Genomic DNA, 15,984 nt, shown 5'->3' with positions numbered 1-15,984 from the left:
TTAGTATTTTAAGGTTATTATTTTGTCCAATTGTATTTTATACCGATTACAAAAGAGCGACCATAGCTAGCGTTTACAGTACTCGTGCTACCATGAGGATCGTCCGAGGTGGCAGCTGATCTATTGATATTAGTGATATTGAATAGATTCTTCACGCCCAAGTTGAGCGTTAAATTTTCAATTATTTTTTTATTAAATAGTAGATCCGTCCATGTGAGGGGATCGATATGTACGATCGTTGCTGTGTTGAGGTCATTATTTTCTATTTGGTAGCTTGGTCTTTTGCCGCTGTACTTAAAAAATAGATTAGCGGAGGCATTCCATTTTTTTATATAGTAAGTAGCGTCAACAAATACCTCTGCTGTCCAAGAGAAGGTGGATATTTCGTTTATGCTTTCGGAGAGTTGATTATATCGTCCTATGTATGTCGTTCCTAACTTTGTCTGGAAGTCCTTATAGTATATTTCATTGCTTAATGTAAAACCTGCAGTTTTGTACTTGTCGATATTTAATAATGTAGTGATAGTGGGGTTACTTTCATCAATACCGTAATCTATGCGATCGTTGAATACATTATAGAAGCTTGAAAATATTAACTTATTTTTTAATAAATTATTTTCACTTTTATTCCAGGTGACAGCCATATTCCAGCTATTGGAAGTTTCTGCTTTCAAATTTTCATTACCTAAAATACTATGGTTAGCATCTATAAAGTCAAAGAATAACTCTCGCAATGCGGGAGCTCTATATCCTTTAGCATAACTAACTCTTAAATCTAGGTTAGGAAGTAGGTCAACTTTAGTGTTGATAGCAGGCATTATAGCGGGAGCTTTGTATACCGAATTGTGAATATAACGAATGCCAGGCCTCCATGTTATAAAGGAAAACGTTTTGTATTCTGTACTCACGAATACAGCATAGTCATTGATAATTGGTGCTCCTTTTATACGAGCTCCATTTCCATTTTCTCTAGTGTATTCTATACCTGTTTGAAGGGATAACAGTTTAGTGAAGACGTGCTGATATGTTGAGCGAAAGAATATACTAGCAAATGTAGCTAAATCTTGTTCTCCAGCTTCCTGCGATAAGTTAGACTGATTTTTGTTATAATCGTGTATTAGCGTGGTTGTTTTTCTCGATAATTTAGTAAGACCAGTCATCATTTGTATAGAGGAGATACTGTTAATTTTGAAATCACCTTGCCATTGATGATTTAGTCGGTGTGTACGATAGGTCTGTATTTTACCAAGGTAGGTCGTTGGATTTATGCCCGTACGGGTATTGATGTCTTCTTGCATGGCAAGTAGATTATAACTGCTATTAAATCTTCCTTTTTGGTATCCCAATTTGAGATTCCCTAAGTATTGGTCTTTGGGTTTCCATATTGTACCTAAAGCATTTACTTCGGGGATAAGTGCCGTTTTTGATGGCGTATTCCACCCACCAAATTGATTGGCTGTAACACTTACATTGGTATAAAAACCTTTGTTGCCCCAGTTCGCTGTTATATTTTTGTGATGTATACCTTTTCGATTTAGAAAATCATATTCTTTGCCTACTGTTTCTTCTTGTATACTGGCTTGTATACCATATTTAAGACTTTTTCTTTTTTTTGTTATTATATTGATAACACCTGCTAAGGCATCAGAACCGTATATTACTGACATGGGGCCTTCTATTATCTCTATTCTTTCCACCAGGTTTATGTCTATTTGACTCAGGCTTTCGCGCGTATCTGAGCGGTCAAACATAGGAATACCATCTACAAGTATTTTTACATTACGACCAGACATTCCCATCAATTCTATATCTGATGTCCCTAATGTAAGGTCATTGCTAAGGCTAAATCCAGGCTCTGTATTTAGTAGTTGTAAGATATTGGTTGCTGCTTGCGCCTTTATTTTTTCTGAACCGATAGTACGCACATTAAAGACTGACTGATTTGCGGGTTGAGGCATATATTGTCCCGTTACGACTATCTGGTTGATAGCATGTGTTTTTAGTTGTAATTTTATTTGCTCTACTGTTTGATTGGTATATGCTATAAAGTTGTACACTTTACCTTCGGTCAGCATGCTAGGTTCAAATACCAGTATATTTTCTCCTTTCGATATTTTTAATACATAGTTTCCTAAATGGTCACTGTAGGTGCTGCTCGTATTACCTTTTACATGTATCTGTATCCCAGTTGCTGGTGTCCCAGCAGTGGTCAGCAAATTACCATTTATATAGATGTCATCTTGCGCAAAAGCCTCTATGCAGGTTATTAGTATACAGAATATGTATATTATTTTAGACATCATTAAAAATTGTGTTACGGAAAATAGATTGATGTTTAAGCAGTTCTTAAATATCAATCATGGAGTAACAGTATAAAAGAGATACGATGATTGGGAATTAGCGGATTATAAACTTATCTATAATAGTATCTACTTGCTGTTGTGTAGCATCTACAGGTAGATTAAATAAATAGCTGTATAATGGTTTGCCGTCTACTGTTTTATGATAATTTATGCTTTGCTTTTTTGCTGATTCAACTTCCCATTTGTGGCGTACTTTAGCCCAAAGATTTTCATGCTTACGCCAATACTCTTGGGCGGCGATACATCGACTATCATCGACTTTGGTATAAGTGTTTAGACCTTTTTCTTTTGCCAGGATATAATCATTAGCACCTTTGGTACGTATGATTTTTGAATTGTCCTGGTTGTGTATCCATCCCGTAGGGGTTATTTCATGCGTATTTGTACGCTTTAATATATTGTAATCAGTTCTTTTTGAGTATTCTCTACGTGGTAGTGGGGCGTCTACTGTATTCTGCCAATATGATCTACCATCCACATATACCCATGTGGCACTTTCCATATATCTAGGCGTATCATCTACTTCAAATACTTGTTGTGCCCATTGGCCTCTTACTTGTTCTTTGGTTTTGGGGGTATAGTCTACACCATTAAAACCATTATAATGCCATATATTTTGATTCTCAAAAGTCCAATCTTGTCGCCAATGTTTGATGATCATTTGGTCATTTATAATCAAGAGATGTTGAAGGGATATTTTTTGCTCATTTGCTATGATTGGTGTTATCCATTCTAGTGCACGCTCATATTTGGTTTCGGAGGGTTTATAATCGCTACCTTTTTGGGGATAATTAAAAGTCTCTGCAAATTCGAATTGTACTTCATAGCAACCACACATAGATTCAATCATTTGTGCGTCTTTTTTTGTTTGTGCCGTACTTACTACTATTGCTAATAGTAAGAATCCTAAGTGTAATAACTTTTTCATTTATTTAGACTAATTATAAATTAATATCTAAATCTAGGACATTCGTTCGTTTGTATGTTTGTGTAAAGAGAAATAAAATATTAGTTTTTAGAAATTTTATAGTGCATTGGTGATCTACCAAACTTTAATTTGAAAGCTTGGCTAAAGCTGCTGGTACTTGAATATCCTACAAAAGTAGCTATTTCGCTGATGGCGTGATTTTCGCTTTTTATCATCGTCATCGCATGATCTAATCTTTTGTTTTTGATATAAGCATGTACAGATGTGGCAAATGAATTTTTGAATTGAATTTTGAAGTATTGTTGGTTAAAGCCAAATTTCTTTGCTAAGTCTATTATTTTTAATGGTGCATGTAGGTTAGTACTTATATATTTTTCTATTTCAATAGTCAGCTTATCATTGAATCGATTATTTTCTGCAGAAATGTGGACTGTTTTTATAAATCGATTAAGGAGTATCGTTAATCGAAGTTGATGATTGGATAATGGATTTTTTAAAATATCCAATATATCTAAATAGAGGAGTAGGCTCTCCTCATAGCCAATAAAATATACATTTTCAAGCGTAATCGTATGGGGGATCTTTATTCGTTTAATTATTTCTGGAGTAATTATCAATTGTGGTAAATGTGTATTATCCTGTAGTGAATTATCTTGCTGAGATGGTGTGACATACAAACAATCGTTCTTATATTTTAAATAGCCACTTATAGTCATATGCATTATATATTAGATACAAATATATATTTATTTAGACTTATTAAAGATAAAAAATAGCTTTTCTATTTTTACCCAGATTGGTTTGTACAAATAATAAGGGCTTCAATTCTTATTGAAGCCCTTATTATTTAGGATGCTTAGTTAGCAATATTTATATTTTCTTTTGGAATAGCTTGTCGATTACTATAGCAATAGCACCATCTCCTGTAACGTTACACGCTGTACCAAAGCTATCCATCGCTATATACAAGGAAATCATCAACGCTTGATTTTCGGTATTGAATCCCAGCATAGAGGCGATAATACCTATCGCAGCCATGATTGCGCCTCCAGGTACCCCCGGAGCTGCAACCATAGTTACTCCTAGCATGCATATAAAACCTGCCATTTGGGGGAAATCTATTGGAATACCCTGCATGAGCATCAACGCAACTACACAAGCTACAATTTTTAAGGTACTACCTGCCAAATGTATGGTAGCACATAATGGTACCACAAAGGAAGCAACATCCTCGGATGTACCTGTTTTCTTAACTTGAGCCAATGTAACAGGTATTGTTGCTGCTGATGATTGTGTACCTAATGCCGTAAAATAGGCTGGCATAAGTGTCGCTAATAATTTGAATGGATTTTTTTTAGCTATTGCTCCCGCAATAGTAAATTGTATTAACAATAATAGGATATGTAGGGCGAATATTACGCCTATAATTTTCACAAAAACATTCAATATCATCATTACCTTTCCCGAATACGTCATATCTAAAAATATACCAAATATAAAAAGTGGTAATAAAGGGATAATAACTTTTTCGATGACAAAAGATATAATATGCTCAAAGTCAAACATAACGTCGGCTAATTTTGAATTTTGTATTCTTGAAAGTCCTATACCTACCAAAAAAGAAAATACTAAGGCTGACATTACATCAAAGAAGGGAGGAATTTGAATACTAAAATATGGCGTTAAGCTGGCTGCCTCACTTGTTATTGCCTGAGCATAATGGCTATCTATTAAAGATGGAAATATTGCCGAGCTTGCAAAATATGTCGAGAAACCAGAAAATAACGTAGATCCGTATGCAATTGCTACGGTTGCTAACAGCATTTTCCCCGCGGTATTGCCTAATTTAGCTATAGCTGGTATAATCAATCCGACAATAATAAGTGGGATCAAAAATTTTAATAGTTGATCAAATAGACCATTGAATGTAGCAAATATCCTTACTATAGATGCGGGTAGTATTCCGCCTAATAGTATACCTAACATTATAGCTACTACAACTCTAAATAATAAATTGCTGGTAATTTTTTTCATGGTTAAAATTACATTAATAATTTTATTAATTAATTTTTTGTGAAACTATTGATCAAACGGCCATCCTCATTTTTCAGATTTAGGGTAATAGATGTTTTATCAGCTGTGATTTCTACGAAAGTTCTTTCTCCAACTTTTGGAGATCCTCCAATGATTACATAATAGTTATGCTCTTTGTTCGGTACATGAAAGCCATACTTATGGGTATGCCCAGAAATTACGGCATCAACTTTATGTTTATTTGCTAGTTCGTGAAAGCTCGCGTAATTGTGTTTTGTACCATGCCAATCATCCGAATGTATCCACGGAATATGTGTGATGATAACTGTATGTTTAGCTTTTTTTCGTTCTTCAGAAAGGAGCATTTTTGATAACCATTCTTTTTGTTCGGATCGATATCCATCATAATCTGTCGTTCCACCATAAACTTCGTGGTTGTCAGGTTTATCCTCGCCACTATCTAATAGAATTACGTACAATGAACCCATTGTAAATGCCTGATAAAATTTATCCATAGGATATTCAAAGTAGGCTTTAAAATCCCGTGCAAAGGGGCCTCGAGTTTCGTGGTTCCCCCTGTTTAAAATAAATGGTGTAGTAGCACCAAATGCTGTTGCTACTGGTTTGTTAAGTTTATGTATGATATCCTCCTTCGTATCTACATGATGAAGGCAATCTCCATTTAATATGACCAAATCTTTGCGTGCTAAAGTGCTGGCCTTATACAAATCAGAATAGCTCGGTTGGTACTCATGGATATCATTCAAAATTAGTAATTCTATTGTTTTTCCTTTTGCCAGTGGGAGCTTTGTCTCGAAGATATCACTCTGAATAGTTTTTCCATATTCTATTTTGTAAGCTTGAAATTTCAAGATTTCTTTCGCTACTACCCGGTATTTAAAGTTTTGATCCTTGTGAGAAACCTTAAATTTAAAGAGATCACTATTTGCATTCCGCATACCATCATTGGTTTGGTAAATCGTTTCTTGGATGTTTCCTTTTTGATCTATTAACTCTAGGCAGGCAAAGCAGGGCTTATTGAAGGTAGAAAATATCGTTATGTAGTCGGTTGTGAAATTTTGCAGATAGGGTAATGAAGTGAAATTAAACTCTTCTGATTTAGCAACCTGCGAAAATGCTTTTGTACTATTTACAGTAGTTAAAAGGCTTAAAGCACCGATGGATTTGATAAATTTTTTTCTATTAAATATCATGGTTTATAAGGTTTTAGTAAATGTAATAAACAAAAAAGAGCTTTCCTATTGGAAAGCTCTTTTACAGCATATTAAGAATAAATTATTCTTCGTTGTTTAAAATAGATTGATCTAATACTTCGCCTGTTACTTCGGCTCTGATCTTAGCTTCTAATTCATCGGCTAAGTCTGGATTGTCTAACAATAGATTTTTTACAGCATCACGGCCTTGGCCTAATTTTGTGTCACCGTAACTAAACCATGAACCTGCCTTCTTGATAATGTTATATTCAACACCTAAATCGATGATCTCACCGACTTTAGAGATACCTTCACCAAACATAATGTCAAATTCAGCAATACGGAATGGTGGAGCTACTTTATTTTTTACAATTTTTACTTTAACACGGTTACCAGATACCTCCTCTGAATCTTTGATTTGAGAAGTACGACGAATATCCAAACGTACAGATGCATAGAATTTCAAGGCGTTACCACCCGTAGTAGTCTCTGGGTTACCAAACATAACACCGATTTTTTCACGCAACTGGTTGATGAAGATACAACAACAGTTTGTCTTAGAGATTGTACCTGTCAACTTGCGCAAGGCTTGAGACATCAAACGTGCTTGAAGACCCATTTTTGAATCTCCCATCTCACCTTCAATCTCCCCTTTAGGTACCAAAGCTGCTACCGAGTCAATCACGATAACATCTATAGCGCCTGATCGTATTAGGTTATCTGCGATTTCTAACCCTTGTTCACCATTGTCTGGTTGTGCAATCAATAAGTTCTCTACATCTACACCTAACTTTTGGGCGTAGTATTTATCAAATGCATGTTCCGCATCAATGATGGCTGCAATACCACCTTTTTTTTGTGCTTCAGCGACGATATGCGTTGCTAATGTTGTTTTACCAGATGATTCAGGACCATAGATTTCTATAATACGTCCTTTAGGAACACCACCAATACCTAAAGCGATATCCAAACCTAGTGAACCAGTTGAAATAGATTCAATGGGTTCAACTGCAGTGTCGCCTAATTTCATAATCGCACCTTTACCGTACGATTTTTCTAATTTATCTAGTGTAAGCTGTAAAGCTTTTAATTTGTCTGGATTACTCATATTTTTAGTATTACTGTGTCAAAATTAAAATTATAAATTGAAATTGCAAAATAAAAAGCTAATTTTTTTAGCATTCAATATTTGCCTTTCTAAAGCTACAATGAAATTGCATTATTTCATTTCGTTGTTGATAACTTTTGCTTTATGTGTTTTCTCAAAATGTTTACAAAAGTAGGTTATCTGGCATTGCTCACATTTTGGTTTTCTAGCCAAACAGATGTATCTACCATGAAGGATTAACCAATGATGTGCAACTTTAATAGTCTCTGTAGGAAGGAATTTTACCAGTTGTTTTTCTACAGCTAGGGGAGTAGTCGCGCTCGTCGTTAGACCTAATCTATTACTAACCCTAAATACATGTGTATCTACAGCCATGGATGGATTGTCATAGACAACGGAAGATATTACATTTGCTGTTTTACGGCCTACGCCTGGAAGTTTTATCAGATCGTCAATTTTTTCAGGCACAATTCCCTGAAATTCACTAAGTAATTTTTGTGCCATCCCCACTAGGTGCTTAGCCTTATTATTAGGGTAGCTAACAGATCTTATATAAGTGAAAACTTCTTCAACAGAGCTTTCGGCTAGTGATTCTGGAGTAGGATAGCGGTCAAATAGCGCTGGTGTTATTTGATTAATACGTTTGTCTGTACATTGTGCTGATAGAATCACAGCTATCAATAATTCAAAAGGGTTACTGTAATGTAGTTCTGTTTGTGCATCGGGATTATGCGTAGAGAAATACGCTACAAATTCTTTATACCTTTCTTTTTTTAACATATTCAAAGATACATAATTGCGTTTGTCTGAAAAAATATCAGGCCTTTCAAAAATTACTATTCTTTAATTTTTAAAAATGTAAAAAAACAATATAAAACCGTTATTTGTAATAAAATTTTAACAAAAAGGCTTATTGTTTGTTAAAATTATAACAAAAATTAAAAATTGTTATGAAATTCATTTTTATGTTGTACTTTTGTGATGTTAATCATTAAAAGACGATATAAATAAAAGAAAATATTATGTGTGGTATTATTGGAGCATTTGAATTAAAACAACAAGAATCAAAAATTAGACCTCAAGTTCTAGAGATGTCGAAGCGTATTCGTCACCGTGGACCAGATTGGTCTGGTATTTTTAGTTCTTCAAAAGCTATTTTAGCGCATGAGCGTTTAGCTATTGTAGATCCTAAATCTGGAAGTCAACCATTATTTAGCCCTGACGGTAAAGTCGTATTAGCTGTAAATGGTGAAATATACAACCACCAAGATTTACGAAATTCATTGCCACACTATAATTTCGCAACAAAGTCGGATTCAGAAGTTGTATTAGCATTATATTTAGAAAAAGGGCCTTCTTTTGTAGAGGATCTAAACGGGATATTTGCTTTCGCTTTGTATGACTCTCGTGATGATTCTTTTTTCGTAGCACGTGATCATATGGGGATTATTCCTCTTTACTATGGTAACGATGAGGAAGGTCAGATTTTTGTAGCTTCAGAATTGAAATCTTTAGAAGGATTCTGTACCAAAATAGAACAATTCCCTCCGGGACATTATATACATAGTAAAGATAGTTTAGCACCTCAAAAATGGTATACTAGAGCATGGGAAAGTTTCGATGCTGTAAAAGATAATGATACTGATATCGACAAATTGAGAGATGCTTTGGAACAAGCTGTACATCGTCAATTGATGTCTGATGTCCCTTATGGCGTTTTATTATCTGGCGGTTTGGATTCCTCTGTAATTGCTGCTGTAACAAAGAAATTCGCTTCTAAGCGTATTGAATCTGGTGATACCGAAGATGCCTGGTATCCACAATTACATTCTTTTGCTGTAGGATTAAAAGGTGCCCCAGATTTAATTGCTGCGCAAAAAGCTGCAGATCATATTGGTACGATTCACCATGAAGTGAATTTTACGATTCAAGAAGGGTTAGATGCTATTCGTGACGTTATTTATCACTTGGAAACATATGATGTAACCACCATTCGTGCCTCAACGCCAATGTATCTTCTTGCGCGTGTTATCAAATCGATGGGTATTAAAATGGTATTATCAGGGGAAGGTTCTGATGAGCTATTCGGAGGCTATTTGTACTTCCATAAAGCACCGAATGCACAGGAGTTTCACGAAGAAACTGTTCGTAAGCTAAAAAAATTATATCTATACGATTGTTTACGTGCTAATAAGTCATTAGCAGCTTGGGGTGTTGAAGGACGTGTACCATTCTTGGATAAAGAATTTATGGATGTAGCGATGATGATCAACCCAAAAGACAAAATGATAAAAGATGGGCGTATGGAGAAATGGGTAGTACGTAAAGCTTTTGAAGATTATCTTCCAGAAAGTATTGCTTGGCGCCAAAAAGAACAGTTTTCGGATGGGGTAGGCTATAGTTGGATTGATACGTTGAAAGAACAAGCCGAATCCAAAGTATCTGATGATGATTTTGCAAGTGCTGCTGAGCGATTCCCTATCAATACACCAAAAAATAAAGAAGAATATTTGTATCGTTCAATTTTTGAATCGCATTTCCCTTCACAAACTGCTGCTGAAACAGTGCCTTCCGTTAAGTCAGTAGCTTGCAGTACGCCTGAAGCTTTACTTTGGGATGCCTCATTTCAGAATTTAAATGATCCTTCTGGTAGGGCTGTAGCAAGTGTTCATAATGAAAGTTATGAAAAGGCGCATACGGAAGTTGTTAATAGTTAAAATGTTAAGGTAATTAAGCAATATAAAACAGCATAATACATCCTTTGTAGTAATAAAAATAATATTTTTTAGTTGGAATATTCATATTGACTCCCTATCTTTGTATCACTTTCGAAGGAGATACTTCTAGAGAGATGATCCTCCTTAGCTCAGCTGGTTAGAGCATCTGACTGTTAATCAGAGGGTCCTTGGTTCGAGCCCAAGAGGAGGAGCAAATAAAACCGGTCTATTTGACCGGTTTTATTGTTTAATAGCCATTTCTAATTCATTTAATTATTTGTCATATTCTTTATTTGTGTAGAATAATGGAATGTTAGCGGATAATCTTTTTTATAAACATCGATACTGCCTACTATATTTATAATTTTCTGCTTGAGTTTATTAAACGGTATGTACAAAAAAAGGTATTAATATATTCATTAATACCTTTTTTATAGTAGTTTCCCCAAGTTATACTTTATAATATTGTTCCCAACCTTTGACTGGGGGAGGTCCATAAAGCATTTCATTAGCAAATTTGTCATTTGTAATCTGCTTTGTTTTTGGGTCAAATTCAATTTTATTATTCATTTTCTGTGTGATAACACCCAGACAGAATACTTGGCTAAGGGGCCCTGCAATTTCAAAAGAAGATCGTGTTTTCTCCGTTCCTTTACATGCATTTAAGAAGTTTGCAAAGTGATTGGAAGGACTATTAGGAACATTCGGAAGTTTTGACGCCATATCCTTAGCTTTTGCTTCCGGAATTATTTGTAGTGTACTAGCATGTGATCCTCCCTTGAAAACCATGTCTTTAGCATATATTATTTTCCCTGGATTTAGTTTTGCAGGTTCAATTTTTCCAGTGCTAGGAGGGGGGATATTTGGATCTAATCCTGACACACCATATCCTTCAGGTATTTGTGGAAGATTATTGATACCGTCGTACCAATTGATATCTACCGCAGGCATATTTTTACGCTTAGGAAAATGGAAGGTAATAGATGATGACATCGGGAAGAAATAAGAATTATGCCCCTCTAAATGTCTAGCTTCTACCGTTGTCGGTAAACCTAATTCTAAAAATTCATGTGAGCTATCCAATATATGTGCTCCCCAATCACCCAATGCTCCCATGCCAAAATCAAACCAGCAGCGCCATTGTCCATTGACAAAATCTTTATTGTAATGATGTCCCATGGTTTGCATTTGCCAAATTTCCCAATCTAGCGTTTCAGGGATTCTCTCGGGATAAGGAAAACCTTTTATATTTGGATTCCATCCATGCCAACGTCTAGGACTGTTCATGTGCGCATCTATACGCGTTACATCTTTAATGATACCTGCATCTTTCCATGTTTTAAACTGAAAATAATTCGCTTCAGAATGCCCTTGATTACCCATTTGAGTAGCTAATTTAGGGTTCTTCTTCGCTTTTTCCATCATGAGCTCTACCTCGTAGAAGGTCCTAGCCATTGGTTTCTCAACATAGACGTGTTTCCCTTGATCTAAGGCCTGCATTGTTATGGCAAAATGGGCAAAATCAGGTGTTCCCACTACAACAGCATCAAATTGATTTCCCATCTTATCAAACATTTGTCGGAAATCTTGAAATCGAGGAACATTTGGGAACATCTTTAGAATTTCTTGCGTTTGTGGTGCCCCCATATCTACATCACATAATGCCACAATATTACATTGTCCTGTTTTATATAGATCTTTGATGATTTCATTAGCTCTATTTCCAATGCCTACACAAGCTAAATTAACACGGTCATTGGCACTTGCTAGTGTTACATTGCCGAGAACACTATTCGAAAGTATTACTGCACCGCCTGCTAAAATAGACTTATTAATAAAACTCCTTCGTGATAAATAATGATTCATATTTACTTCCTGTTAACTGATTATTTATAATTCTTTATCTTGATTGAACGGAATGATACTTCATCGCCATGATCTTGCAATAAAATATAACCTTCAGCTGCTTCGCCAAATTTATCCCAATCTTTATACTTACTTAATGCTACCAAATCTTTAAATTCTTTAGATCCTCTTGTATAGGATAGTACTTTTACGCCATTTAGATAGTAGTTAACATTGTTGTTTTTGTCTACAACAATTCTTCCACGATTCCATTGGCCAATTGGTCTGGTCGGCCCTCGTCTTTTGTCTGAAGTAATTAAGTCATAAAGTGAAGCTAGGGTTCGATTTCCATCTCTCCCCAATTTAGCATCTGGATGTTTTGCATCATCTAAGATTTGATACTCAAGCCCTATGGCTGATCCAGATGTTTTTTCGGCTAAGGTTACAAAATATTTAACGCCACTATTTGCTCCAGGTGTTAGCTTGAATTCAAAAGATAGGTCAAAGACACTGTATTTATCTTTAGTGATAATATCTCCACCGTTGGTTGATTCTCCACCATCTGATTTTTGAACTTTGATAATGCCATCTTGTATGACCCAGCCTTTTTTTGGAAATTTATTTCCTTTTACACTTCTCCAACCATCCGCATCTTTACCATTGAACAATAGCTTATAACCATCTTTTTTTTCTGTTGTATTTAGAGAATTTGGAGTTAGATTGACGATGTATTGTCCAGCAGGATATGGGCTTGGTTTTAAATTTTCCGTTTGAATATTAATGTTTTTAAAATAAACTTTTTTCCCATCTTCCGCATCATTTATACTATGTACCTGTAGGCCAATAAAACCTGAAGCGTCAATAGTATCTACGACATAGGCCGCAGCTACACCATTGATCCAAGTACGTGTTTCATTACCTATTGCTTCAATACGAATGTGATTATACTGATCTTGCTTGTATACAGATTTTGCTTTTTCATTCAAATCTAATGGATACAGCCATCCACGACGTGCCTCGTCATAAATACCGCCAGACCATGCTCTAAGAGAGGGATCGATTTCTACTTGTCTACCATAAACTCTACCCATGCCATTGTTTGCACTGGGGTCAATCTGACTTCTAGTTTGTACGCCAGAATTAGTCTTGTTGCCTTCTAATTTAATATCTAGTTCGAGGATAAAATCTCCATAATTTTTTTCCGTAATTAAGAAAGAATTGGGTGTGCCTTTTGTCATTCTACCGACAATTGCGCCATCTTCTACAGTGTAAGGAGCTTTTCCACCAACAGATTTCCAGCCATTTAAAGTCTTTCCGTCAAATAATGGCCTAAAATCTTTATTATTTTGTGTTTGCGCATTAATTGATGACGACAATAGTAAGCTCAAACCTAATGCAGAAACAGTTTTTAAAATTGATCTTTTTTTCATTGGTTTATTTTTATAAGTATTCGACATATATTCTATTCTTTAACCTTTAGTACCTGCTGGCACATCCAATTTAAACTTTCCATCTATCCCCGTTGAAGTGCCCGTATTTCTGCCGGTTAATAATACACTAACACCTTCGATTGGTGTACCATCAACAGATTGCACCTTTCCTTGAATACTTGTTTGGTTTGGTTGAGAATATCCAGGTGGCACTGCTGCCAAGATTATCCATACTAAGGTGAGGATGCATAAAACATGCTGTTTGTTCATAATTGAATCTGTTTTAGGTTTACAGTGCTATCTTCATCATAAAAGTATGATTAGAAAGATACTCAAAATTGGTTACTAAATGTTGTATTTATATGGTTTATGTTCACAATAATAACTAATTAATGCTTAATAATTATTAAACGAATATATCTTATTTACGAAAACGTTTTAGTTAAGGAAATTGCCTGTGTTTTAATTTAGTTATTTGATTTTAAGTGGATTATTTTTTTCTTAAGTAAGAATTGCTTAGTTTTTATGTATAAAATTACTACTATGCTTAAGTCAGCTGGTAATTCATAAGGATTCTGCTAAGGATGTTAAAAAGATAGTTTTATGCATATAGATTCGAGAATTTGTTGCCGTAAATTGATATGTTTTTCCTCTAATAAAGTAGTTTATCAGAAGCAGTTGTTAGTTTTTATTGAGGAGGAGGGCGGAGTGGAATTCATTTTTTAGTAAGGATTATCAAGATGTCGATGTTATATAGATTTCATTGGAGCTATTATAATGTTCATATAGCGTACTTGTAGGAAATAGGAAAGGTTTACTAATTATGAATTTTTCATTTTTAGTATAAATAATAGGTTGGTTACCATATTGTTTATCTTTTTTAAGATAATTAAGTTATAAAAGATTTTTGTTATCTGAAATTATTAGTTAATTTTGGGGCATAAATCAAAAGCTATGATTTATAGTTCCTTTGTAATTATTGGTTACATTGGATAGTTTACTGAGAAAAATGATAGCATTCCTGAATAGCTCAGTTGGTTAGAGCATCTGACTGTTAATCAGAGGGTCGCTGGTTCGAGCCCAGCTTCAGGAGCAAAAATTTTAAACCGGCTATGAGGCCGGTTTTTTTGTTTATATTCATATATTTTAATATTATGAGTTTAGTATTAGTTGGGACGATGGCATTTGATGCTATTGAAACCCCTTTCGGAAAAGCAGATAAGGTTGTAGGTGGTGCTGTAGTATATGCAGGACTTGCCGCTTCTTTTTTATATGATAATGTCAAATTAATCAGTGTAGTAGGTGATGATTTTGGGGACAATATAAATATTATCAAAAATAGAAATATAGCTATAGAAGGTATCGAAGTGATTACAGGAGGGAAATCTTTTTTCTGGTCAGGGAAATACCATAATGATATGAATAGCAGGGACACATTGGCTACAGATCTAAACGTATTAGCTGATTTTGACCCTAAAGTTCCTCCATCATATCAAGATTGTGAATACCTTTTGTTAGGTAATCTAACACCTAATGTACAGATGACTGTTTTGAATCGTTTACATAAGCAACCTAAGTTGGTCGTTTTAGATACGATGAACTATTGGATGGATGTTGCTTTGGATGATCTGAAAGAAGTATTGAAGCGTGTTGATATTTTGACTATTAATGATTCTGAAGCCCGTCAATTGTCGGGGGAATATTCATTAGTAAAAGCCGCTAATAAAATATTAGATATGGGCCCAAGATATTTAATTATCAAAAAAGGAGAGCATGGGTCATTATTATTTGGTGAAGGCCAAATATTTTCTGCACCCGCACTACCGTTAGCTGATGTATTTGATCCTACTGGTGCAGGAGATACTTTTGCGGGTGGCTTTATAGGTTATTTAGCTAAAGTAAAAAGTATTAACTTTTCTAATATGAAAAATGCAATAATTTATGGTGCTGCTCTAGCATCGTTTTGTGTAGAAGCGTTTGGTACTGACAGATTACAGTCATTAAACGATGAAGAAATATCGGATCGAATAAAAGAATTCGTTTCCTTGTCAAAATTTGATATTAGCGAATAGTATTCGCTAATATCAAATTTATCCTAACAGGACCCCTATTATATTAAATTTCTTGAATACGCTTTCATTATGTGGAGCATCCTTTAATTCTTCGGTAAGATCCTGACCCGCCCAATGTTCATAATGTTTCCCTTTATTCCAAAGTCTACTTTCTGTTACATCGTAAATGTAACCATTGAATGCAACCCATATTGCTGGTTTATCTTGTCCATTCCGCAAGGCTAACTGTGATTTTGTATAGCTCGGGAATACTGTATTGTCTTCAATCATGTA

13 protein-coding genes and 2 tRNA genes are annotated in these 15,984 nt (G+C 34.9%); 4 read left to right on the top strand and 11 right to left on the bottom strand.

Annotated elements, in window-relative coordinates; translation table 11 throughout:
- Positions 1 to 17: 17 nt before the first annotated feature.
- The 7 genes from IP023_RS06965 to nth all read right to left on the bottom strand — a co-directional run bounded on the left by IP023_RS06965 (position 18) and on the right by nth (position 8,427).
- Positions 18 to 2,303 (bottom strand): TonB-dependent receptor plug domain-containing protein, encoded by a 2,286-nt coding sequence (locus IP023_RS06965; RefSeq protein WP_241789543.1) that lies wholly within the window; start codon positions 2,301 to 2,303, stop codon positions 18 to 20.
- Between the two features lie 94 nt (positions 2,304 to 2,397).
- Positions 2,398 to 3,291: a DUF6607 family protein gene (locus tag IP023_RS06960; RefSeq protein ID WP_241789542.1), complete on the bottom strand. Its 894-nt coding sequence runs from the start codon at positions 3,289 to 3,291 to the stop codon at positions 2,398 to 2,400.
- 80 nt (positions 3,292 to 3,371) lie between these two features.
- Positions 3,372 to 4,013, bottom strand: a complete 642-nt coding sequence (locus IP023_RS06955) for a helix-turn-helix transcriptional regulator (RefSeq protein ID WP_241789541.1) — start codon at positions 4,011 to 4,013, stop codon at positions 3,372 to 3,374.
- A 148-nt stretch (positions 4,014 to 4,161) separates the two neighbouring features.
- On the bottom strand, positions 4,162 to 5,325 hold the full coding sequence (locus IP023_RS06950; RefSeq protein WP_241789540.1) for a dicarboxylate/amino acid:cation symporter: 1,164 nt from the start codon (positions 5,323 to 5,325) through the stop codon (positions 4,162 to 4,164).
- 29 nt (positions 5,326 to 5,354) lie between these two features.
- Positions 5,355 to 6,539, bottom strand: coding sequence for a metallophosphoesterase family protein (locus IP023_RS06945; protein ID WP_241789539.1), 1,185 nt, complete (start codon positions 6,537 to 6,539; stop codon positions 5,355 to 5,357).
- An 82-nt stretch (positions 6,540 to 6,621) separates the two neighbouring features.
- A complete protein-coding gene (gene recA / locus IP023_RS06940; protein WP_241789538.1) occupies positions 6,622 to 7,647 on the bottom strand; it encodes a recombinase RecA in 1,026 nt (341 codons plus the stop codon).
- 111 nt (positions 7,648 to 7,758) lie between these two features.
- Positions 7,759 to 8,427 (bottom strand): endonuclease III, encoded by a 669-nt coding sequence (gene nth, locus IP023_RS06935; RefSeq protein WP_241789537.1) that lies wholly within the window; start codon positions 8,425 to 8,427, stop codon positions 7,759 to 7,761.
- Positions 8,428 to 8,669: 242 nt separating this feature from the next.
- Between nth and asnB the strand changes: the two genes are divergently transcribed.
- Positions 8,670 to 10,364, top strand: a complete 1,695-nt coding sequence (gene asnB / locus IP023_RS06930) for an asparagine synthase B (RefSeq protein WP_241789536.1) — start codon at positions 8,670 to 8,672, stop codon at positions 10,362 to 10,364.
- A 138-nt stretch (positions 10,365 to 10,502) separates the two neighbouring features.
- Positions 10,503 to 10,576, top strand: a tRNA-Asn gene (locus IP023_RS06925).
- A 238-nt stretch (positions 10,577 to 10,814) separates the two neighbouring features.
- Here the strand turns inward: IP023_RS06925 and IP023_RS06920 are convergent.
- The 3 genes from IP023_RS06920 to IP023_RS06910 are packed head-to-tail and all read right to left on the bottom strand — an operon-like array spanning position 10,815 to position 13,909.
- Positions 10,815 to 12,230: a Gfo/Idh/MocA family oxidoreductase gene (locus IP023_RS06920; protein ID WP_241789535.1), complete on the bottom strand. Its 1,416-nt coding sequence runs from the start codon at positions 12,228 to 12,230 to the stop codon at positions 10,815 to 10,817.
- Positions 12,231 to 12,250: 20 nt separating this feature from the next.
- Positions 12,251 to 13,639, bottom strand: coding sequence for a 3-keto-disaccharide hydrolase (locus tag IP023_RS06915; RefSeq protein ID WP_241789534.1), 1,389 nt, complete (start codon positions 13,637 to 13,639; stop codon positions 12,251 to 12,253).
- Positions 13,640 to 13,678: 39 nt separating this feature from the next.
- On the bottom strand, positions 13,679 to 13,909 hold the full coding sequence (locus IP023_RS06910; protein WP_241789533.1) for a carboxypeptidase-like regulatory domain-containing protein: 231 nt from the start codon (positions 13,907 to 13,909) through the stop codon (positions 13,679 to 13,681).
- Between the two features lie 749 nt (positions 13,910 to 14,658).
- Here IP023_RS06910 and IP023_RS06905 point away from each other — a divergent pair.
- Positions 14,659 to 14,732 (top strand) — tRNA-Asn (locus tag IP023_RS06905).
- Positions 14,733 to 14,793: 61 nt separating this feature from the next.
- Positions 14,794 to 15,711: a PfkB family carbohydrate kinase gene (locus IP023_RS06900; RefSeq protein WP_241789532.1), complete on the top strand. Its 918-nt coding sequence runs from the start codon at positions 14,794 to 14,796 to the stop codon at positions 15,709 to 15,711.
- An 18-nt stretch (positions 15,712 to 15,729) separates the two neighbouring features.
- Here the strand turns inward: IP023_RS06900 and IP023_RS06895 are convergent, their stop codons facing one another.
- The gene (locus IP023_RS06895) at positions 15,730 to 15,981 is read right to left on the bottom strand and encodes a cytochrome b5 domain-containing protein (RefSeq protein ID WP_241789531.1); all 252 of its coding nucleotides are present in this window, start codon (positions 15,979 to 15,981) and stop codon (positions 15,730 to 15,732) included.
- Positions 15,982 to 15,984: the final 3 nt, after the last annotated feature.

This window comes from Sphingobacterium rhinopitheci (genome assembly GCF_022627575.1).
GTDB lineage: Bacteria > Bacteroidota > Bacteroidia > Sphingobacteriales > Sphingobacteriaceae > Sphingobacterium > Sphingobacterium rhinopitheci.
The sequence above is the reverse complement of the archived record's forward strand: the minus strand, read 5'-3'. Positions and strand labels throughout refer to the sequence as shown.